Origin of the sequence: Brevundimonas sp. A19_0, assembly GCF_017744255.1 — a bacterium.
Lineage (GTDB): Bacteria > Pseudomonadota > Alphaproteobacteria > Caulobacterales > Caulobacteraceae > Brevundimonas.
Genome location: NZ_JAGHQP010000018.1, coordinates 21,816 through 40,527, shown reverse-complemented (window position 1 = coordinate 40,527; position 18,712 = coordinate 21,816). Strand labels below are relative to the sequence as shown.

Below are 18,712 nucleotides of genomic sequence, written 5' to 3'. Positions count from 1 at the left end.
CCGGCCCCGATGCCCGAGCCGGCTCCGGCTCGGGGACGGGGGCCGGAGCCGGCTCGGGCATCGGGGCCGGGGCCGGGGCCGCGGTCAGGAAGGGCAGGGGGCCGATGGCCTGGACCGAATAGGGCAGGAAGCGCTGGAACGCAGGCGCGGCCGTGGGGGCAGGCGCGGGCGCCGGCGCGGCGGGCGGCTCGGGACGGGAGGCCGGGGCGTCGGTCGCCTCACCCACCATGGGATGCTCGGGGACCTCGGACTGTAGCGGTGCCGGGCCGAAGTTCGGGATCTGGACGTCCGGCGCGGACGGCGCCTCGGGCGCGGCGTCGGGCTGCGGGTCTGCGGGGGCTTCGGTCTCACCGAGCAGGGCGGCCACGGCCTCGGCGCGCGGATCCCGGTCGTCCGGCTCTGGCTCTGCGGCCGGCGCGGGTTCGGGCGGCGGCAGGGGGGCTGAGAGCAGGGCGGCCAGCGCCACGGGGTGACCCGGGTCGGCCATGAACAGGGCGCGCTCAGCGGCCCGGCGGCGCAGGCCGTCCTGGGGCGAGGCCGGCTGGGGCCAGTGGACCAGGGCGTCGGCGGCCTCGCCGGTCGCCCCCCGGGTCAGGGTCTCCAGCACATCGGAGGCCATGAAGGTCTCGACACCGACCGACAGGGCGAAACTGGCCAGGGCATCGAACTGGTGGCCGTTGAGCGTCGGGATGCGCCCGTCGTCCATGGCGCCGTTCAGCGCCTTGACCACGGGAATCAGGTCGTACTGCAGCAGCAGTTCGGCATCGGCCTCGCCGATGGTCAGCCCCTCGCGCGCGGTCAGACGGTGACCGTAGCCGATCACCCAGCGCCCGTCGGCATCGAGGGTGGCGGTCGCCCGGAACCCCTCGAAGCTCTTGATGAGCACCACCCCCTCGCGGGAGACCTTCATCTTGTGTCGGATGGCTTCAGACACCGCAATTGACCCAAATCGAGACGGCGACCTTCGCCGTGCCAGATATCCAGCAAGGGGCGGGCCACGCCCTCCGGCCTAGAGCAGGACGATGGTGGCGAGGCCGAGGAAGATCAGGAAACCAAAGAAATCGGTCGTCGCCGTGACAAACACGGCCGAGGAGACCGCAGGGTCGAATTTGAGCCGGGACAGGGTCAGGGGCGTCAGCACGCCCACGGTGGCCGCGACCAGCAGGTTGAGGACCATGGCGGTCGAGATGACCGCACCGATGCGCCAGTCGCCGGACCAGAGGGCAGCGGCGATGCCGATCAGGGGCGACAGGATCAGGCCGTTGGCCAGACCGACCACCAGTTCGCGCCAGAAGGTCCGCACGGCGTTGGAGCTGTTCAGTTCACGGGTGGCCAGGGCGCGCACCGTCACGGTCAGGGCCTGGGTGCCGGCATTGCCGCCGATGGCCGAGACGATCGGCATCAGCACGGCGAGGGCGATGATCTGTTCCAGGGTGGCGCCGAACCACGAGATGACGCTGGCGCCCAGCACCGCAGTGCCCAGGTTGATCGCCAGCCAGGGCACGCGACCGCGGACGATCTCCGGTATCGACGAGCCCCGGTCCTCGTCCGACACACCGGCCAGGCGCAGGATGTCCTCGCGGTTCTCTTCCTGGATGATGTTGACGATGTCGTCGACGGTGATCTGGCCGACCAGCCGCCCGGCCGAGTCGATCACCGGCGCCGAGATCAGGTGATATTTCTCGAAGACGTAGGCGACCTCTTCCTGGTCCTGATCGACGGTGATCTCGTTGATCGGCTCCATCAGGTCGCTGAGGGCGGCGCTGCGCGGCGCGCGCAGCAGCTGGCTGACGGCCACCCCGCCGACCGGCCGGTTGAGCGGATCGACGACATAGATGTCGAAGAACAGTTCCGGCAGCTCCTCGCCCTGGGCGCGGACGTGGTCGATGGTGTCGCCGACGCTCCAGAACTGCGGCGCGGCCATGACCTCGCGCTGCATCAGACGGCCGGCGGAGTCCTCCGCATAGCCGAGACTGCTCTCGATCGCGGCGCGGTCCAGCTCGGGCATGGCGGCCAGCACGCGCTCGCGCCGGTCGTCCTCCAGGTCCTCGACCACGGCGGCGGCGTCGTCGGAGTCGAGCTCCTGCAGCGCCTCGGCCAGGGTCAGGTGGGGAACGCGCTCCAGCACCTCCTCGCGGATGCCGTCGTCGAGCTCGGGAAGGGTCTCGGCCAGCAGTTCGGGCGGCAGCCATAGGGTCACCACCGCGCGGTGCTCGGCCGTCAGAAAGCCCATCAGGTCGGCGACGTCGGCGGGGTGCAGGTCTTCCAGCAGGCCGCGCAGCCGCATGCCGTCGCCGTCATCGGCGGCGTCGACGACCTTTTCCACGAAGGCGGGCGTCAGCACATAGTCCTCGTCGAGCGCGATGTGCTCGATCTCGTCGGATTCAGGGCCCGGGGATGCGATGGCGTCTGTGCTCACGCGGCTGCCTCCCGGATTTCAGATCAGCTATTCGCCGATGATTCGCCCTTCAATATCAGATGGTGCGGTCGAGAAGACTCGAACTTCCACGGGTTGCCCCACAGCGACCTCAACGCTGCGCGTCTACCAATTCCGCCACGACCGCTCGCATCGGAGCGGGGGCGATAGCGCAGGTCGCGGGGAAAGGGAAGGGGCATCGTCCCGCATTCGCGCAACGGGGTCGCGGAGTGTCCGGGCGCTCCGTCGGCGGAACATCGCCGGGTGGATCACGTTTCCTGACCCGACAGAAGGGCGTCTTTCACAGGACGGAGTACCATGAAATCGCACATCACCCTGGTTTCCACCCTCGCGCTGTCGGCGGCGCTGGCCCTGCCGGCCCTCGCTGCCGATCAGGATCGCGGCAACGGCAATGGCAATGGTAACGGGAATGGTCGGGGGCAGTCTGCCCGCGCCGAGCGCGTCCAGGACGGTCCCGGCAACGGCAACCGGGGCAACCCGGGTCGGGGCAACGACAACGCCCGCAAGGACGATCGTGGTCCTCCGGCGGCGCGTGGCAACGGCAATGGCCCGGTGCCGCCCCAGGTCCAGCCGCGACCCCGGGATCGGGGCAACGATGTGCGCGATGTCGATCGACGGGCCGATGCACGGGCCCGGGTGACGGTCCCGGTCGGCCGTGATGACCGGCCCGAGCCGGTGGTGACCCTGTTCCGCGACGGCCGCGTGGAGCGCCGGGCGCTGATCGATGGATGCCCGCCGGGATTGGCGAAGAAGAACAATGGCTGCCTGCCACCGGGACAGGCCCGCCAGATGCGGCGCGAGGCCCTGGGCCGGTACGACGGCTACTGGCTGCGCGGGGACGAGGGTTACCGGTACCGCTACGACGACGGCTATATGTATCGCTATGACCGGAACGGCGGCCTGACCGGGTGGCTGCCGGCGCTGGGCGGGGCGCTCGGCCTCGGCAACACCTGGCCCCAGCAGTACAGCTATCAGCCCGCGCCGCAGTACTACAGCCAGTATTACGGCCTGAATGACCGTTACAGCTATCGCTATGCCGACGGCGTTCTTTACGGCGTGGACCCGCAGACGCAGGCGATCCAGTCGGTCGCGGCCCTGCTGACCGGCCAGCCGTGGACCGTCGGACAGGCCATGCCGCAGGGCTATGACGTCTACAATGTGCCGTACCAGTATCGCGGGCAGTACGCGGACAGTCCGCAGTCCTGGTACCGGTACAGCGACGGCTATGTCTATCAGGTCGATCCGACCACCCGGCTGGTGCAGGCCGTTATCCAGCTGTTGGCCTAGGGCCGGGGAGAGTCATCATGCGCAACCGTCTTCATACCCTGATGCTGTCCGCCGCCATGCTGGGCGTGGCCGGCCTGTCGCTCGCGGCCTGTGACCCCGCGCCCGAGACGGACACGACCGGAGTCGAGGTCGCCTCGACCCGATCAGACCGGACGCTGACCGCGGCCCTGTCGGATCAGGGCGATGCGGCGGGCTTCCGTGATGTGCTGGACAATTCGGGTCTCTCCACCGCGCTGGAGGGCGTCGGGCCCTATACGGTGTTCGCGCCGTCGGACTCGGCTCTGGGTACCGATGCCGACGGGCTGAAGGATGAGGCCATGTCGGCCGAGGCCGCGGCGCTGGTGCGCGCCCACATCGTGCCGGGCTCGCTGGGCCGGGCGGATATCAATGCCGCCATCGACGCCTCCGGGAACGATCAGGCGCAGATGCGGACCATGGGCGACGACATGCTGACCTTCACCCGCGACGGCGAGACCATCGTGGTCACGGCGTCGGACGGTGCGTCCGCGCGTCTGTCCGGGACCGAGGTTCAGGCCAGCAATGGCGTGATCCAGCCGATTGACGCGGTGCTGGTGAAGACAGAGGCGGTCGAGTAGCGCCGCCCGCCGGGGTCAGGCCGAGCCGGCCATGAAGTCGTAGACGTCGGCGGGACGGGTTACGGTGATCGCGATGCGGTCATCGCTGATCGAGATCTCGCCGCGCGCGATCGGATGGTTGTTGGCCAGAATCCAGACCTCGTCCGACTCGGTGGCGTTCAGCGGAATCACGGCGCCACGACCCATCTTGAGCAGCTGGGACATGGGCAGCACGGAGCGACCGAGGACGACGGAGATTTCGACATCGACGGCGTTGATCTGACTCATGACGGACTCGGGCGTACTGGACGAAGTTTGGGATGGAGCTTGCATGGGACCCCCCGCAGGCCACATTGGGGGCACCATGCTTTCGCAAGCCTTAAGCCCCGAACGATCCGCCCTCATCCGTGCCGACGGACGGTCGGTGGAATGGCGCGTGACGCCCGGGCGGGTCGACTACGCCGAGGCCGAGGCGGAGATGGAGGCGCGGGTGGCCGCCATTCGCGCAGGCGAGGCCAAGGAACGCGTATGGCTGCTGGAACACCCGCCGCTTTATACCGCCGGCGTCTCGGCCCGGCCCGAGGACCTGATCGACGCGCGCCTTCCGGTGCACAAGACCGGCCGGGGCGGGCAGTTCACCTATCACGGACCGGGACAGCGGGTGGCCTATGTGATGCTGGACCTGGACCAGCGCGGCCGGGACATTCGTGGCTTCGTCCGGGGGCTTGAGCGCTGGATCATCGGGGCGCTGGCCGGGTTCGGCGTCGAAGGCGAGGTCAAGGACGGACGTGTCGGCGTCTGGGTGACGCGCAAGGGGCCCGGATGGTCGCGCGAGGACAAGATTGCGGCCATCGGCGTGAAGGTGCGCAAATGGGTCAGCTTCCACGGCATCAGCCTGAATGTGGAGCCGGACCTGGACCATTTCGGGGGGATCGTGCCCTGTGGCATTCGCGAGCACGGGGTGACCAGCCTGCACGATCTGGGGGTGCTGGCGGGCATGGACGAGGTGGATGCCGCCCTTAAGTCCAGCTTTGAAAAGGAATTCGGCTCGCCCGTCGCAGGGTAAACTTAACCCCGGTGTGCAAGCTTGGCCTATCGCCAGAAGTGTCCCGGGTATGACCGCCATGTCTCTTGCCGCATTTGATTCCTGCCCGGACGAGATGGGCGTGGCGGATACCTTTTTCGATGTCTCGCTCGACATGCTGTGCATCCGCGACCTTGAGGGCCGGATCGTGCGGGTCAGCCGGTCCTGGGAGACGACGCTCGGCTATGCGCCCGAGGAGTTGCACGGTCGGGCGGTGCTTGATCTGGTGCACCCGGAGGACCTGGCCGCGACCCGGAAGGCCGCCGCACAGGCGCAGGACCTTTATACGGGCGGCTTTGTAAGCGGATACATCAATCGATACCGACACCGGGACGGGGGCTACCGGCTGCTGGAGTGGCAGGCGCGGCGCCACGGGGAGCGCATCTTTGCCGTGGCCCGGGATGTCACCGAGCGGGAGACCACCCGGCGCGAGTTGGAGGCCGCCAAGATCGCCGCCGAGGCCGCCAGCCAGGCCAAGACCGACTTTCTGGCCAATATGAGCCATGAGATCCGCACGCCGCTGAACGGGGTGATCGGCCTGATCGGCGCGTTGCAGGGCGATAATCTGACGCCGCGCCAGAGGGAGCTGGTCGATCTGATCGCGCAGTCGGGCGAAAGCCTGGAGCGGCTGGTGTCGGACATTCTGGATGTCTCGAAGGTCGAGGCCGGCAAGCTGGAGATTGTGCCGGTCGACATGGACATCATGGACGAGCTGGCGGGGGCGATCGCGACAGCCCGGGCCAAGGCCGAGGCCAAGGACCTGAGCTTTACCTTCCGGGCGGGGCCGACGGCGCGCGGACGGTTCCTGGCCGATGCCGGGCGCATTCGCCAGATCCTGTCCAACCTGCTGTCGAACGCCATCAAATTCACCCACGTGGGCGAGGTCGCCCTGGACCTGACGATCGACGACGATACGCCCGAGCCGGGGGTGAGCCAGCTGGTGATGGTGGTGCAGGACTCGGGCGTCGGCTTTGACGCCGAGGCCGCCCGGACCCTGTTTGACCGGTTCACCCAGGCCGACAGCACGATCACGCGCCGGTTTGGCGGGACGGGTCTGGGCCTGTCGATCTGTCAGGCGCTGACCGAGATGATGGGCGGTGAGATCCGGGCCGAGTCGGTTCCGGGCAAGGGCAGTCGCTTCGTCGTGGAGCTGCCGCTGTCACGGACGCGCTCGCTGGACGCCTATGACGCCGGTGTGGCCGTCGCGCGCGAGCGGGCAGAGCGGGCGATCCCGAAGCTCGACGCGCGGGCGGCCGGGACGCCGGTGCGGGTGCTGCTGGCCGAGGATCATCCGGTGAACCAGCGGGTGGTGGAGGCAATGCTGGCGGGCCCGGAGTTCCAACTGACCATTGTCGAGAACGGCGCCCTGGCGATCGCCGAGGTGGAGTCGGGGGCCTATGACGTGGTGCTGATGGACATGCAGATGCCGGTGATGGACGGCCTGGCCGCGACCCAGGCGATCCGGGCGGCCGAGGCGGCGATGGCCACGCCAAGGCGCCTGCCCATCCTGATGCTGAGCGCCAATGCCATGCCCCAGCATCTGGAACAGGCGAAGGAGGCTGGTGCCGACCGGCACGTGTCGAAACCGGTGACGCCGGCGGCCCTGCTGGAAGCCATCGGCGGGGTCGTGAGGCGGGACCGGGCCGCGTGAGCGGAGCGGCCCTCAGCGGGGGTGTGGTCCACGACCTGCCCGACGATCTGGGGGCCGCCCTGAAGGCCCACCCCGAAGCGCTGGCCGCGTGGGAGGACATCACCCCGCTGGCGCGCGACGAATGGATCTGCTGGACGATCTCGGTGAAGAAGGCCGAAACGCGCGAGAAACATGTGGTCCGGGCCATCGAGGACCTGACCGCCGGCAAGCGCCGCCCCTGCTGCTGGCCCGGCTGCCCGCACCGGGAGCGGGATGGAGGGCGGGGCGCAAGGGGCTGACCCCCGCCGTCACTCGATGGGACGCTTCGACGAGAGCAGGTTCTCTTCGGATGAGTCGCGGCGCTCGGCCTCGATGGTGCGGTCGATGTGGTCGTCGGGGCGAACGGACTGCACGGGCTCTGCCGAATCTCCCGCCGGGGCGTCAGCGCGGAGCCGCTTGACGGGCGGAGTGGCCGGGGCGCTACCTGTGGTTCCGGACAGGTCCGGCATCTGGTCGATGCGCAGGCGGTAGATCGGCTCGGGAAGCGAGAAGCCCGACGATTCAATGGCCATCTTGGCGACGCGGATGGCGGCGCTTCGACCCTTGAGAAAATCGACGTCTTTCTGATCGATCCAGCCGGTGAACTTCAGGATGATGTTGCTGTCTCCCACGGCCACGATGACGCCGGTCGGCGCGGGGTCGGACAGGATGAAGTCAAGGTCCGCCAGGGCGGCCACGCCCACCTTGATGGCGGCTTCCGGGTCATCCTCGGCATCGACGCCCAGTTCGAAGTCCAGCCGGCGCTGCGGGTTGCGCGTGTAGTTCAGGATCACCGCCCGGAAGACCATCATATTGGGAATGCGCAGGTGGTTCCCGTCCAGCGTCATCAGCACGGTGGCCCGCGACGTCAGCCGCACCACCTTGCCCTCGTGACTGTCGATGACGACGTGGTCGTTGGCCCGGAACGGCTGGCGCAGGCTGAGCATGATGCTGGAGATGTAGTTTTCCAGCGTGTCGCGCAGGGCGAAGCCGACCGCGATACCCAGCACGCCCGCGCCGCCCAGCACGGTGCCCATCAGGGCGGTGGCGCCCATCAGGTTCAGCGCCAGAACGATCCCGATGATCAGGCTGACCGCCCGGACCAGCTGGGCCAGCAGGTCGCCGACGAAGGGGTTGGGTGTCAGGCCGCGCCAGAAGCGGTTGAAGGAGGCCACCCACCAGCCCAGCCCCGCACAGACGAGGACGATCACGAGGCTGAGCACCACCAGCGGTCCGCTGTCGAGTACAGACCGCCACAGGGCCTTCATCTGTTCGAGGAAGGGGGACACCCGCTCGCCCAGCTGGACACTGGCCACAAGCTCGTTGCGCACGGCCACCACGCCCTCGACCCGGCCGGCGATCGCCTCGGCCTGATCCATATCGGCGCGGTCGGCCACCATGCCGTCGAGGGTCACCACCCCCTCGGTCACCCCGACCTCGACTGCGGAAAGGGCGTCGAACTGGGCGAAAATGCGGGTCAGGCGCGCGGCGATGGCGGCATCGGAGCCGGCGTCGTTGTCGACACGGATGGCCGGGGGATCCTGAACCGGTTCGGGCGTCTGACCCCAGGCCGGCGCGCCCGTGGCCGCCAGCCCGACGATCAGCATCAGGCAGACGGCCAGCAGGACGCGGAGGGCGGAGGATGTCATGGGGGCCGGTGGGGGAGAGGTCATGCCGGCCATGCTGGCACCCGCAGACGGGGCTGTCACCGTCCGGTGCGATCGCCTCGACCTCCTGGCCCCCGATAACGGGACGAGGACGGACCGACCATCCGCTCAATCGGCGGGGTCCAGCCTCACCAGCGAGAAGGTCTGATCGCCGACCACCAGCCGGATCGGTCCGGACGGGCGGGGGTCAAATTGGATGTGGATGGGGGTGCCGGGAATCCTCAGGTCCCCCGGGCCAACGACCTCCAGCCGAGCACGACGGATACGGGTGCCATCCGCTGCCGTCTCCATATAGCCGAGGCCGGAGTCCACGGGGACAAGGGTGATGCGGTTGCCTTCGGGATCGTCGGCAACAGCATAGGTGCCCGCCAGATAGTCAACATCGGCCGACGACAGACCGCCCGTGCGGTCGAAGGTTGGCAGCGGCACCGCGGGATCGAGGAGGTGCAGGGCGATGGCCTGCAGATCGTCGTCGACGGACGAGTTGGACATCAGGACGACGGCGGTGCCTCCGTCATCCTCACGAAAGCCCACGAAGGTCTGATACCCGCCGGCCTCGCCGCTGTGGTGGTAGATGCGCTGGCCGTCCACCTCGTGAACCTGCCAGCCGAGGGGAAGGTCGCGGTAGCCGACCAGCGCGACCTGCATGAAGGCCGTTTGCGGCTGCCGGTTGGCGGGCAGATGAAGGACGGCGAAGTGCAGCAGGTCGCGCGGCGTGCTGTAGAGGCCGCCTGCGCCCCGGCCGATATCCACCGTTTCCGGGCGGGTCTCACCGATGTCGGTCCTGCCGATATGAGGCCGCGCCAGACGCGCGCGATCAACGGGATGGTAGGCCGTGCTGCGCAGACCTGCGGGACCCGCGATACGGCCCAGCAAGCGCCCCAGAGACGTCCGGGTGCGGATTTCCATCGCGCGGGCGAGCAGCGCCATCCCCGCACTGGAATAGGTCGGGGTGCGGTCGAGCGGAGGTGTGGGAACGGCGGCGAGAAGGTCCTCGTCCTCGCCGCTCTGCAGGGCTGCCAACGGGACGTCGCGGGGCAGGCCCCCGGTATGGGTGGCCAGGTCACCGAGGGTGAGGTCGTACGGCAAGGCCGCGCCCGGCCAGATGTCCGACAGGGGGGTGTCGAGCTCCAGATCTCCGGACCGGCTGAGGGCGGCCAGCAGTTCTCCGGTAAAGACCTTGGTGATCGATCCGGTCTCGAACAGGGTGTCGGGGCCGACCGGCACGCCGGCCGCCGCAGTCGTGCCCCATGCATAGAAATCGCTCCGACCATCCTGCCAGTAGCCCACGACCACACCCATGCGATCGCCGTCCTCGACGGCCGACCGGACCGCTAAAGTGACGGGCTCGGGGATCAGCGGGTCCTGGGCGTGGGCGGTGCTGACTGTCAGGAGGGCAGCGGCGGCGCAGATGAGGGGTCGGAGCATCAGGCTTCCTCTTCGATATCCAGAATGTCGCCCGGCCGGCAGTCCAGCGCCTGGCAGATGGCGAGCAGGGTGTTGAACCGGACCCCGCGGACATGTCCGTTCTTCAGCAGGGAGAGATTGGTGGTGGAGATGCCGACCTGCTCGGAGAGCTGATTGAGGGACATCTTCTTGCGCAGCATCAGTTCGTCGATCCGGATGACGATGCGCATCAGATGACTTCGTCGCTGTCGCGCTGCACCTCGACGCCCACACCGAACGCGCGGGACACGACCAGAAGGATCAGGCCGGCGATGACGGCCTCGGGGCTGAACTCGGGCAGCAGGCGGAGGGCCGCGTCATCAGGCGCCGGGGCGAGGGTGTGGATGAGGGCTGCCTGCTCCCCCTGGTGCGCGATCACGCTCATCTGCCAGAGGGCGGACCGGAGGAGTTGCCAGACGGGGTAGGCCATCAGCAGCACGCCGGCGCGCGCGAGGCTATGGGTCGAACCGGCTGTAAAGGGCCTGCCGCTGGCTGCATCGCGGGCGAAGCGGCGCAGAAGCCAGATCAGCACAATGGCGAAGCCGCCCGTGATCGCCACATCGACCACGCGGAGGACGCTGGCGTCGAGGCTCGAGGCCGGGAGCGCGATCTCCCCGCGATCGAGGACCAGCTGGGCGGCGCCTGCCTGTCGCTCAAGGGCACAGACCGAATGCGTCGCATCCACGCAGGCGACGGGGAAACCCGTGATCAGGGGCTGGCCGACCAGAGGAGCAATGATGGCGAAGGCCGCCGCGACGGCGGTCACCGCGCAGGCCAGGATCAGGGCTACAGTCAAAAGGCGCGGCAGGACATGAGACGGCATGGGCGAACTCCTTTCCGCCCATGTGACACGATCACATATCGATTAACAGCAATATCGTTACGTTTTACGTAAATGTAATGCGGCGGCGCGGCCCTATTCGAACTCGACCAGGACGTCGTCGGCGGCGACGGGGTCGCCGGGGCCGGCGCCGATCGCCTTCACCACACCGTCGCGCTCGGCCTTGAGGATGTTTTGCATCTTCATGGCTTCGATGATGGCGACGGTCTCGCCTTCCTTGACCTCCTGGCCCACGGTGACCGGGACCGAGACGACCAGGCCCGGCATGGGCGACTGGATCAATTTGGAGGTGTCCGGCGGGACCTTTTCCGGCAGGCGGGCATAGAGCTCGGCATGGCGCGGGGACAGCACGCGGACGCGGGCGCGCATGGCCCGGTGACGGATGTCGAAGCCGTCGGGGACGCGGGTGACCTGGGCGGTGAAGGGGGTGCCGTCCAGCACGGCGCGGAACTGGGGCAGGCCGGGCGACCAGTCGATCTCGGACAGGACCAGGGTGCGATCCTCGTCGTCCAGCTCGATCACGAGGTTCTCGTCGTCATCGACCGCGAGCGAGGCCGAGACGTGCTCGGCGCCGACCAGAACCGTCCAGTCGCTGCGGTGGCCGGGGTCGCCCGCCTGTTCGACCTGGACCGCTTTCATCGCGAGGCTGGCGGCCAGCATGACGTCGCGGCCAAAGCCCGCCACGGGCAGGCCGTCGAACCCGTCGGGGAATTCGTCGGTGATATAGCGGGTGGACAGTTCGCCCGAGCGGAAGCGCTGCTGGTCCATGACGGCGGCGAGGAAGGGCACATTGTGGCCGACGCCCTCGAGGTGGGTGTCTTCCAGCGCGCGGGCCATGCCGTCGATGGCGGCCTCGCGGGTTTCGCCCCAGGTGCACAGCTTGGCGATCATCGGGTCGTAGAACATGCTGATCTCGTCGCCCTCGCGGACGCCGGAGTCGTTGCGGACCAGATAGCCGTCCTGATCCCCCTCGCGGGGCTGTCCATAGCGGACCAGACGGCCGATCGACGGCAGGAAGCCGCGATAGGGGTCCTCCGCATAGATGCGGCTCTCGATCGCCCAGCCGCGGATTTTCAGGTCCTTCTGGGTGATGTTCAGTTCCTCGCCCCAGGCCGAGCGGATCATCTGTTCGACCAGATCGACGCCGGTGATCAGCTCGGTCACCGGATGCTCGACCTGCAGCCGGGTGTTCATCTCGAGGAAGTAGAAGCTCTTGTCCTGACCGGCGACGAACTCGACCGTGCCGGCGGAGTCGTAGTTCACGGCCCTGGCCAGGGCGATGGCCTGGTCGCCCATGGCCTTGCGGGTCTTTTCGTCGAGCAGCGGGGAGGGGGCTTCCTCGATGACCTTCTGATTGCGGCGCTGGATCGAGCATTCGCGTTCGAACAGGTGCACGACGTTGCCGTGCTTGTCGCCCATCACCTGGATCTCGATGTGGCGCGGGTTCTCGATGAATTTCTCGAGGAAGACCCGGTCGTCGCCGAAGGCGGCCTTCGCCTCGGCCTTCACCGAGGAGAAGCCGTCGGCCATGTCGGCGTCCGAGTGGGCGACGCGGATGCCCTTGCCGCCGCCGCCGGCCGAGGCCTTGATCATGACGGGATAGCCGATGCCGCGCGCGATCTCGACGGCCTCCTCGGAGGTCTCGATCAGGCCCATGTGGCCGGGCACGGTGGAGACCCCGGCCTCGGCGGCGAACTTCTTGGAGGTGATCTTGTCGCCCATGGCGTCGATCGCCTCGGGGTTCGGGCCGATGAAGGCGATTCCCTCGTCGCGCAGGCGGCGGGCGAAACCGGCGTTCTCGGACAGGAAGCCGAAACCGGGGTGGACGGCTTCTGCGCCCGTTTGACGCACGGCCTCGATGATCCGGTCGGCCAGCAGATAGGATTCGGCGGCCGGAGCCGGGCCGATCAGGACCGCTTCGTCCGCCATCTCGACGGCCAGCGAGCCGGCGTCGGCCTCGGAGTAGACCTGCACCGTGCGAATGCCCATGCGACGGCAGGTCTTGATGATGCGGACGGCGATTTCGCCCCGGTTGGCAATCAGGATTTTGGCGAACATTCCCGGTTCCATCGACATCGCCGGAGGCGGGAGATCAAGGCTCTGTGATCTCACCTTGAGGCGACGGCCCCGATTAGGCCGTGATCGGATGCGAGTAAACCGCGTTCCGGACCGGGGGGTTCGCTTGATCGGCGTTCGGGGTTGGCAAGGCCCCGCCTGATCGGCTTTAACGTGCGGGTACTCCCTGACACGGCCACTGGAGCCTTTTGTATGACGTTTCGACCGTATGTTGCCCTCACGGCTGCGGCCCTCGCCATCGCCACCGCGACCTCCGTCGCTGCGCAGGACTTTCGCGCACTGGCCTCGCAGGACCTGATCGCGGCCCAGGAAGAAATCCGCGAGAACCACCCGGCGCTGATCGTCGACGGCCCCGAGGCCGCAGCTTTCCGCACCAATTTGGACTCGGGCCTCGCCGAGGCGCAGTCGATGATCGGACAGGTGAACAGCGGCGACAGCCACGCCTATCTGATGCGCTTCTTCGCTGCCGGTTTCCGCGATTCCAACCTGCGCATCACCCCGACCTTCGACCTGCTGGGGCCGTATTTCGCGACCAGCTGGGCCGGTGTGACCACCGGCTGGAAGGACGGCCAGTATGTGGTGACCCAGGTGGCGCCCGGTGTGCGCCGGGGCCCGCCGGTGGGCTCGGTTGTGCTGGAATGCAACGGTATTCCGATCGAGGAATTCGCCATGGGCAAGCTGGATCGCTGGGAAGGCGATCTGACCACCGAGGCCGGTCGTGTCCGCTCGGCGCCCTATCTTCTGTGGAACCGCAACAACCCGTTCACCCGCGGCGTGCCCCAGACCTGTAAATTCCAGGAAGGCCGTCGTCGCGCGCGCGACTATGACCTGCAGATCCAGCCGGTCAGCCGTGAAGCGATGGAAGCGGCCTACCGCGCCACCGTCTGGATGCCGGGCGATGTGCCGCTGGCCATCGAGGAGGTCAACGGCCGCCCGTGGGTGCATGTGCACTCGCTGAGCGAAGACGCCGACTGGGCCGCCTTCAACGCCGCGCTGGTCGCCCAGGTCGACTCGATCCGGGGACCGCAGGGCTTCGTGCTGGACCTGCGCGGGGCCAACGGGTCCGAGTTCACGGCGTCGCGTCGTGCCTATGGCGTGGCCAACCGCATCTGGACCCCCGAGTTCACCGTCAGCCGCCAGCCGGTGGTCGGCGAGGTGACCTATCGGGTCAGCGCCGACAACCGCAAATGGTTCGCCGATGCGCTGGGTCGCATGGAAGCCGATCCGCTGTTCGTCGAGGAAAACCCGGTCGTCATCGAGGAGACCCGCGCTCTGGTCGCCGCGTTTGATGCGGCCATGGCGGCCGGTGAAGACAGCTTCGTCCTGCCGGGCCGGGCGCCGGTGCCCGACACGGGTGCAGCCAACCCCGTGCAGGGGCCGGTGATCGTGCTGATCGACTCGGGCTGCTCGGGCGGCTGCCTGGACGTGCTGGACCTGCTGGTGAACCTGCCGAACGTGCGTCTGGCCGGTTCGACCACGGCCGAGGACTCCATCTTCGTGGAGCCGACCATCGTCCGCCTGCCGTCGAACTATGCCGACCTGACCTATGGTCACAAGGTGTGGACCAGCCGCGAGCGCGGCAATGACGAGCCCCACGTCCCGGCCGAGGGTCTGGCCTATACGGGCAACCCCACGGACGAGAATGCCGTGCGCACCTGGGTCGCCAGTCTGTTCTAGGACGGACGATACGGGCAAGGATCGGGCCGGTCGGGGTGGAACCCCGGCCGGCCTTTCCTATTTCAGGGACATGACCCAGATGACCTCTGCCTCGGGCTTTGACCTGACCCCGCCCTCCGAAGACCAGCGCGAGCGGTTGATCGCCGATCTGGACCCGGAGGCCGAGCGGATCCTGTTGGCCCATGGCACCGAGGCGCCCTTCTGTGGCGGCCTGCTGGACGAGAAGCGGGCGGGTGTCTTCTGCTGCCGCCTGTGCGGCCTGCCCCTGTTCCAGACCAAGACCAAGTTCGAGAGCGGGACGGGCTGGCCCAGTTTCGACCGGCCGTTCGACCCAGACCATATCCGCGAGGTGCGCGACACCTCGTACGGGATGGTCCGGATCGAGACGCGCTGCGCCCGCTGTGACGGGCATCAGGGGCATGTGTTCCCGGACGGCCCGCCGCCGACGGGTCTGCGCTACTGCATCAATTCCGCAGCCCTGAGCTTTGCGCCCGAGGGAGAAGCCCTGCCGGACCCTCTGGGCCGGGGAGAGGCGATCAGCGGCGGGAACGGGGCCTGACATGGCCACATTTGGTCCCCACGGTAGTGGTCGGGCGCCCGGGCCATTGCGGCGCGTCCGATCACAGGGGAAGATCAGCCGATGATCCTTTTGCTCGCCAGTGCCGTCCTCAGCCTGTCCGCGTCTGACCCGCAGGACCCCGAGGGCGAGATCATCCGCACGGCCACTGCCCCGCAGGTGTCCGCCGAAGCCGTTGCCGCAAACGCGGCCAGCCAGCCGCCGGCTGCTGCGCAGGACCCCGATCCGCACGGACTGACGACGGACCAGCAGATCCAGCGCTGGCTGGCGGCCGGACCGGTGGTCGAGACAGTTTCGGGCGATCTGCCGGCGGGCCCCGTCGACGGGGTTGCATGGGACGCCGAACGCCGCGTGCGCGGTGAGTTCAGCGTCGGCGTCGGGACGGAAGGCTATCGATCCTATGGGGCATCGGTGTCGGTTCCGCTCGGCGAGCGGGGCCATCTGGAGCTGCACTATCGCGAGGTCGAGAACGGCCTTCCGGCCTACAGCCGCTATGGCTCGCCCTATGGCTACGGCTATGACCCTGACTGGCCGGATGTGGTGATTACGCCCTGGGGATCGGATGCGGGGCTTGAGCCCATCGATGCGCGCCTCGACGGCCGGCCGGACCGTACGCGGGCCTGGCAGGACTATGGACGCACGCGTCGCGCTCCGGAGTCGGAGCGCTAGCGTAATCTGACAGGGAAGATGGTGCCGCCGGGGGGAATCGAACCCACGACCTCAGCCTTACCAAGGATGCGCTCTACCACTGAGCTACGGCGGCGAAATCTGAGGAACCGGGCGTATAGCCAAAGCCGGATGCGGGCGAAAGCCCCTAATCGCAATCTCTTGATGAAAAGCGCATCGGGTGGTCAGAGGGGCGCATGAGCGAGCGAGACAATTCCCCCGCCGACACGCCCACTGCCCGGGCGGCCCGGGCCCGTGAGGACCGGCTGGCCAGCGCGCTCCGCGCCAATCTGCGGCGGCGCAAGCAGGCCACGCGCGCCGCGCCCGCCCCGGAACCGGCCGGTGAGGCCGGTGACGAAGAAAGCTGAGTTTTGGCGGCGGCCTGCCCTTTCAACCCGGGGGCGGGTCGCGCTAGATAACCGGTCCCCCGCAGCGCGATCAGGTGCCGGCGGTCAGCATCAGGATCGACATGGACAGTATTGCCATCCGCGGCGGCAACACCCTGAACGGCAGCATCCCGGTCAGTGGCGCCAAGAATTCGGCGCTGAAGCTGATGGCCGCCTCGATCCTGACCGACCAGCCGCTGCGCCTGACCAATATGCCGCGGCTGGCCGATACGCGTTTCCTGGGACAGCTGCTGCGTCAGCTGGGGGTCGAGGTCACCGAATCGGGCGAGGCCGGGGCGCAGCAGACGCTGTTCCATGCGCCGGAGATCACCTCGACTTTCGCGCCCTATGATCTGGTGCGGCAGATGCGGGCCTCGTTCAATGTGCTGGGCCCGCTGCTGGCCCGGACCGGCGAGGCGCGGGTGTCGCTGCCGGGCGGATGCACGATTGGGGCGCGACCGGTGGACCTGCACCTGATGGCGCTGAAGGCGCTGGGGGCGGAGATCGAGCTGGAAGAGGGCTATGTCGAGGCCCGGGCGCCGAAAGGCCTGAAGGGCGCGGAGATCACCTTCCCCTTCATCTCGGTCGGGGCGACCGAGCACGCGCTGCTGGCGGCCGTGCTGGCCGAAGGGACGACGGTCCTGAACAATGCGGCGCGCGAGCCGGAGATCGGCGATCTGGCCCGATGCCTGATGGCCATGGGGGCGAAGGTCGATGGCCTGGACACCCATACGCTGACGATCACGGGCGTGAGCGCGCTGGGCGGGGCCGACTGGCCGGTGATCGCCGACCGGATCGAAATGGGCACCTATGCGGTGGCGGCTGCCATGGCGGGCGGCGACGTCACCCTGACCGGTAGCCGGCCCGAGCTGATGACCGCCCTGACCGCCAAGCTGCGCGAGTGCGGCGTGGACGTGGCCGAGACCGACGACGGCGTGCGTGTGCGGCGTGATCCGGCCGAGCGGCTGAAGGCCGTCGATGTGACGACCGAGGTCTATCCGGGCTTTGCCACCGACCTGCAGGCGCAGTTCATGGCCCTGATGACCACGGCCGAGGGCGAAAGCCGCATCCACGAGAACATTTTCGAGAACCGCTTCATGCATGCGCCCGAACTGGCGCGTCTGGGCGCGGACATCGCCGTGCACGGCGGCGAGGCGGTGGTGACGGGGGTCGAGCGCCTGCGTGGGGCGCCGGTCATGGCCACCGACCTGCGCGCCTCGGTCAGTCTGGTGATCGCCGGACTGGTGGCCGAGGACGAAACCACGATCGGTCGGGTCTATCACCTGGATCGCGGCTTCGAACGGCTGGAAGAAAAGCTGGGGCGCTGCGGCGCGGACATTCGCCGGATCACAGGGGATGGCCATGAGCACTGACGTCGAGGCTGCGCTCTCCCCGCCGCAGTCGGCCACGCCGCCCGAGCCCCTGCGGCTGCTGGCCATGGACGTCGAGGACCTGCAGTTCGTGTCCGCAGCCTTGCAGGACGCGATCCTGCGACCGGTTGACATCGTCTGGGAGCGGTCGGCGCGGCAGCTGACCCTGACGCTGAGCCGCTTCTGCTGGGAGTGCGGCGGCACGCGGGTGATGGCCGCCATGCAATTCGGCGACGTGACAGCGGTCAAAAGCCGGCAGCTGCCGCGCGGACCGGAACAGGCGCTGGAACTGCTGGCCCTGCATTTCGAGCCGTCGGAGGCGCCGTCCGGTCAGGTCTATCTGATGTTCGCGGGCGGTGGCGATCTGCGCATCGATGTGGAATGTCTGGACGTGGTGCTGGCGGACCTGTCGGACCGGTGGCCCGCGCGCGAGAAGCCCAGCCATCCCGAACTGGACGAGGGAAGCGAGACGGAATGACCGACAGCGCCCGCCCGGACACGGACCGTCTGGCCTCGGTCGACCTGGATGCGGCGACCCTGCCCGCCGCCACGGCCGAGATCGAGCATGAGCGCCGGGTGGCGATCTTCGATCTGGTCGAGAAGAACGCGTTTCGGCCCGAGGGGGCGTCGGGCGGTCCCTATGCGCTGAAGCTGTCGCTGCAGGACAGCCGGCTGGTGTTCGATATCAGCGGACCCGACTATGCGCGGGCGCACGGGCTGTCGCTGACGCCGCTGAAGACGGTGCTACGCGACTACATCCTGATCTGCGAGAGCTATTATGAGGCGCTGAGGGGTTCCTCGCCCAGCCAGATCGAGGCTGTCGACATGGGCCGCCGGGGTCTGCACAACGAGGGTGCCGAGATCCTGAAAGCCCGGCTGGAAGGCAAGATCGACATGGACCAGGAGACGGCGCGGCGCCTGTTCACCCTGGTCTGCGCCCTGTACCGGCGGTGA

General features: G+C 68.3%; 20 protein-coding genes and 2 tRNA genes. 12 read left to right on the top strand and 10 right to left on the bottom strand.

Going from position 1 to position 18,712, the window contains the following annotated elements:
- The 3 genes from J7346_RS13215 to J7346_RS13205 form a co-directional block, all read right to left on the bottom strand.
- Nucleotides 1-910, bottom strand: a 910-nt coding sequence (locus tag J7346_RS13215) for a lysozyme (RefSeq protein WP_209120440.1), incomplete at its 3' end; no start/stop codon positions are given.
- Between the two features lie 99 nt (nucleotides 911-1,009).
- Nucleotides 1,010-2,419 (bottom strand): magnesium transporter, encoded by a 1,410-nt coding sequence (gene mgtE, locus J7346_RS13210; RefSeq protein WP_209120439.1) that lies wholly within the window; start codon nucleotides 2,417-2,419, stop codon nucleotides 1,010-1,012.
- 60 nt (nucleotides 2,420-2,479) lie between these two features.
- Nucleotides 2,480-2,564: transfer RNA gene (locus tag J7346_RS13205), tRNA-Leu, on the bottom strand.
- 170 nt (nucleotides 2,565-2,734) lie between these two features.
- Between J7346_RS13205 and J7346_RS13200 the strand changes: the two genes are divergently transcribed.
- Entirely contained in the window at nucleotides 2,735-3,724 is a 990-nt protein-coding gene (locus J7346_RS13200; RefSeq protein ID WP_209120438.1) for a hypothetical protein, read from the top strand.
- A 17-nt stretch (nucleotides 3,725-3,741) separates the two neighbouring features.
- Entirely contained in the window at nucleotides 3,742-4,320 is a 579-nt protein-coding gene (locus tag J7346_RS13195) for a fasciclin domain-containing protein (RefSeq protein ID WP_209120437.1), read from the top strand.
- A 15-nt stretch (nucleotides 4,321-4,335) separates the two neighbouring features.
- On the opposite strand, the gene J7346_RS13190 is transcribed toward J7346_RS13195, so the two are convergent.
- Nucleotides 4,336-4,632, bottom strand: a complete 297-nt coding sequence (locus J7346_RS13190) for a FliM/FliN family flagellar motor switch protein (RefSeq protein WP_226634694.1) — start codon at nucleotides 4,630-4,632, stop codon at nucleotides 4,336-4,338.
- A gap of 31 nt (nucleotides 4,633-4,663) precedes the next feature.
- Here J7346_RS13190 and lipB point away from each other — a divergent pair, with 31 nt between their 5' ends.
- The 3 genes from lipB to J7346_RS13175 all read left to right on the top strand — a co-directional run bounded on the left by lipB (nucleotide 4,664) and on the right by J7346_RS13175 (nucleotide 7,312).
- The gene (gene lipB, locus J7346_RS13185) at nucleotides 4,664-5,365 is read left to right on the top strand and encodes a lipoyl(octanoyl) transferase LipB (protein WP_209120435.1); all 702 of its coding nucleotides are present in this window, start codon (nucleotides 4,664-4,666) and stop codon (nucleotides 5,363-5,365) included.
- Nucleotides 5,366-5,459: 94 nt separating this feature from the next.
- Entirely contained in the window at nucleotides 5,460-7,034 is a 1,575-nt protein-coding gene (locus J7346_RS13180) for an ATP-binding protein (RefSeq protein ID WP_245157869.1), read from the top strand.
- The gene (locus tag J7346_RS13175) at nucleotides 7,031-7,312 is read left to right on the top strand and encodes a YdeI/OmpD-associated family protein (RefSeq protein WP_209120433.1); all 282 of its coding nucleotides are present in this window, start codon (nucleotides 7,031-7,033) and stop codon (nucleotides 7,310-7,312) included. Before J7346_RS13180 ends, J7346_RS13175 begins: the two co-directional genes overlap by 4 nt.
- Nucleotides 7,313-7,321: 9 nt before the next feature.
- Here the strand turns inward: J7346_RS13175 and J7346_RS13170 are convergent, their stop codons facing one another.
- The 5 genes from J7346_RS13170 to J7346_RS13150 all read right to left on the bottom strand — a co-directional run bounded on the left by J7346_RS13170 (nucleotide 7,322) and on the right by J7346_RS13150 (nucleotide 13,064).
- On the bottom strand, nucleotides 7,322-8,701 hold the full coding sequence (locus J7346_RS13170; protein ID WP_209120432.1) for a mechanosensitive ion channel family protein: 1,380 nt from the start codon (nucleotides 8,699-8,701) through the stop codon (nucleotides 7,322-7,324).
- A 126-nt stretch (nucleotides 8,702-8,827) separates the two neighbouring features.
- Complete coding sequence (locus J7346_RS13165; protein ID WP_209120431.1) at nucleotides 8,828-10,147, bottom strand: serine hydrolase domain-containing protein; 1,320 nt, start codon at nucleotides 10,145-10,147, stop codon at nucleotides 8,828-8,830.
- A complete protein-coding gene (locus J7346_RS13160) occupies nucleotides 10,147-10,356 on the bottom strand; it encodes a helix-turn-helix transcriptional regulator (protein WP_209120430.1) in 210 nt (69 codons plus the stop codon). The genes J7346_RS13165 and J7346_RS13160 overlap by 1 nt, the downstream gene beginning before the upstream one ends.
- Nucleotides 10,356-10,988, bottom strand: coding sequence for a hypothetical protein (locus tag J7346_RS13155; protein ID WP_209120429.1), 633 nt, complete (start codon nucleotides 10,986-10,988; stop codon nucleotides 10,356-10,358). Before J7346_RS13155 ends, J7346_RS13160 begins: the two co-directional genes overlap by 1 nt.
- A gap of 93 nt (nucleotides 10,989-11,081) precedes the next feature.
- Complete coding sequence (locus tag J7346_RS13150) at nucleotides 11,082-13,064, bottom strand: acetyl/propionyl/methylcrotonyl-CoA carboxylase subunit alpha (RefSeq protein ID WP_209120428.1); 1,983 nt, start codon at nucleotides 13,062-13,064, stop codon at nucleotides 11,082-11,084.
- Between the two features lie 210 nt (nucleotides 13,065-13,274).
- Between J7346_RS13150 and J7346_RS13145 the strand changes: the two genes are divergently transcribed.
- The 3 genes from J7346_RS13145 (at nucleotide 13,275) to J7346_RS13135 (ending at nucleotide 16,005) form a co-directional block, all read left to right on the top strand.
- Nucleotides 13,275-14,759: a hypothetical protein gene (locus tag J7346_RS13145; protein WP_209120427.1), complete on the top strand. Its 1,485-nt coding sequence runs from the start codon at nucleotides 13,275-13,277 to the stop codon at nucleotides 14,757-14,759.
- A gap of 70 nt (nucleotides 14,760-14,829) precedes the next feature.
- Nucleotides 14,830-15,318 (top strand): peptide-methionine (R)-S-oxide reductase MsrB, encoded by a 489-nt coding sequence (gene msrB / locus J7346_RS13140; RefSeq protein WP_209120426.1) that lies wholly within the window; start codon nucleotides 14,830-14,832, stop codon nucleotides 15,316-15,318.
- Nucleotides 15,319-15,399: 81 nt separating this feature from the next.
- Nucleotides 15,400-16,005, top strand: coding sequence for a hypothetical protein (locus tag J7346_RS13135; protein WP_209120425.1), 606 nt, complete (start codon nucleotides 15,400-15,402; stop codon nucleotides 16,003-16,005).
- A 19-nt stretch (nucleotides 16,006-16,024) separates the two neighbouring features.
- Here the strand turns inward: J7346_RS13135 and J7346_RS13130 are convergent.
- A tRNA-Thr gene (locus J7346_RS13130) sits at nucleotides 16,025-16,099 on the bottom strand.
- A gap of 100 nt (nucleotides 16,100-16,199) precedes the next feature.
- Here J7346_RS13130 and J7346_RS13125 point away from each other — a divergent pair.
- The 4 genes from J7346_RS13125 to J7346_RS13110 all read left to right on the top strand — a co-directional run bounded on the left by J7346_RS13125 (nucleotide 16,200) and on the right by J7346_RS13110 (nucleotide 18,712).
- Nucleotides 16,200-16,370, top strand: a complete 171-nt coding sequence (locus J7346_RS13125; protein WP_209120424.1) for a hypothetical protein — start codon at nucleotides 16,200-16,202, stop codon at nucleotides 16,368-16,370.
- 101 nt (nucleotides 16,371-16,471) lie between these two features.
- A complete protein-coding gene (gene murA / locus J7346_RS13120; protein WP_209120423.1) occupies nucleotides 16,472-17,761 on the top strand; it encodes a UDP-N-acetylglucosamine 1-carboxyvinyltransferase in 1,290 nt (429 codons plus the stop codon).
- Nucleotides 17,751-18,236 carry a DUF2948 family protein gene (locus J7346_RS13115; protein ID WP_209120422.1) on the top strand — a complete coding sequence of 162 codons (486 nt, stop codon included), beginning with the start codon at nucleotides 17,751-17,753 and terminating at the stop codon, nucleotides 18,234-18,236. Before murA ends, J7346_RS13115 begins: the two co-directional genes overlap by 11 nt.
- Entirely contained in the window at nucleotides 18,233-18,712 is a 480-nt protein-coding gene (locus J7346_RS13110) for a UPF0262 family protein (RefSeq protein ID WP_209120421.1), read from the top strand. Before J7346_RS13115 ends, J7346_RS13110 begins: the two co-directional genes overlap by 4 nt.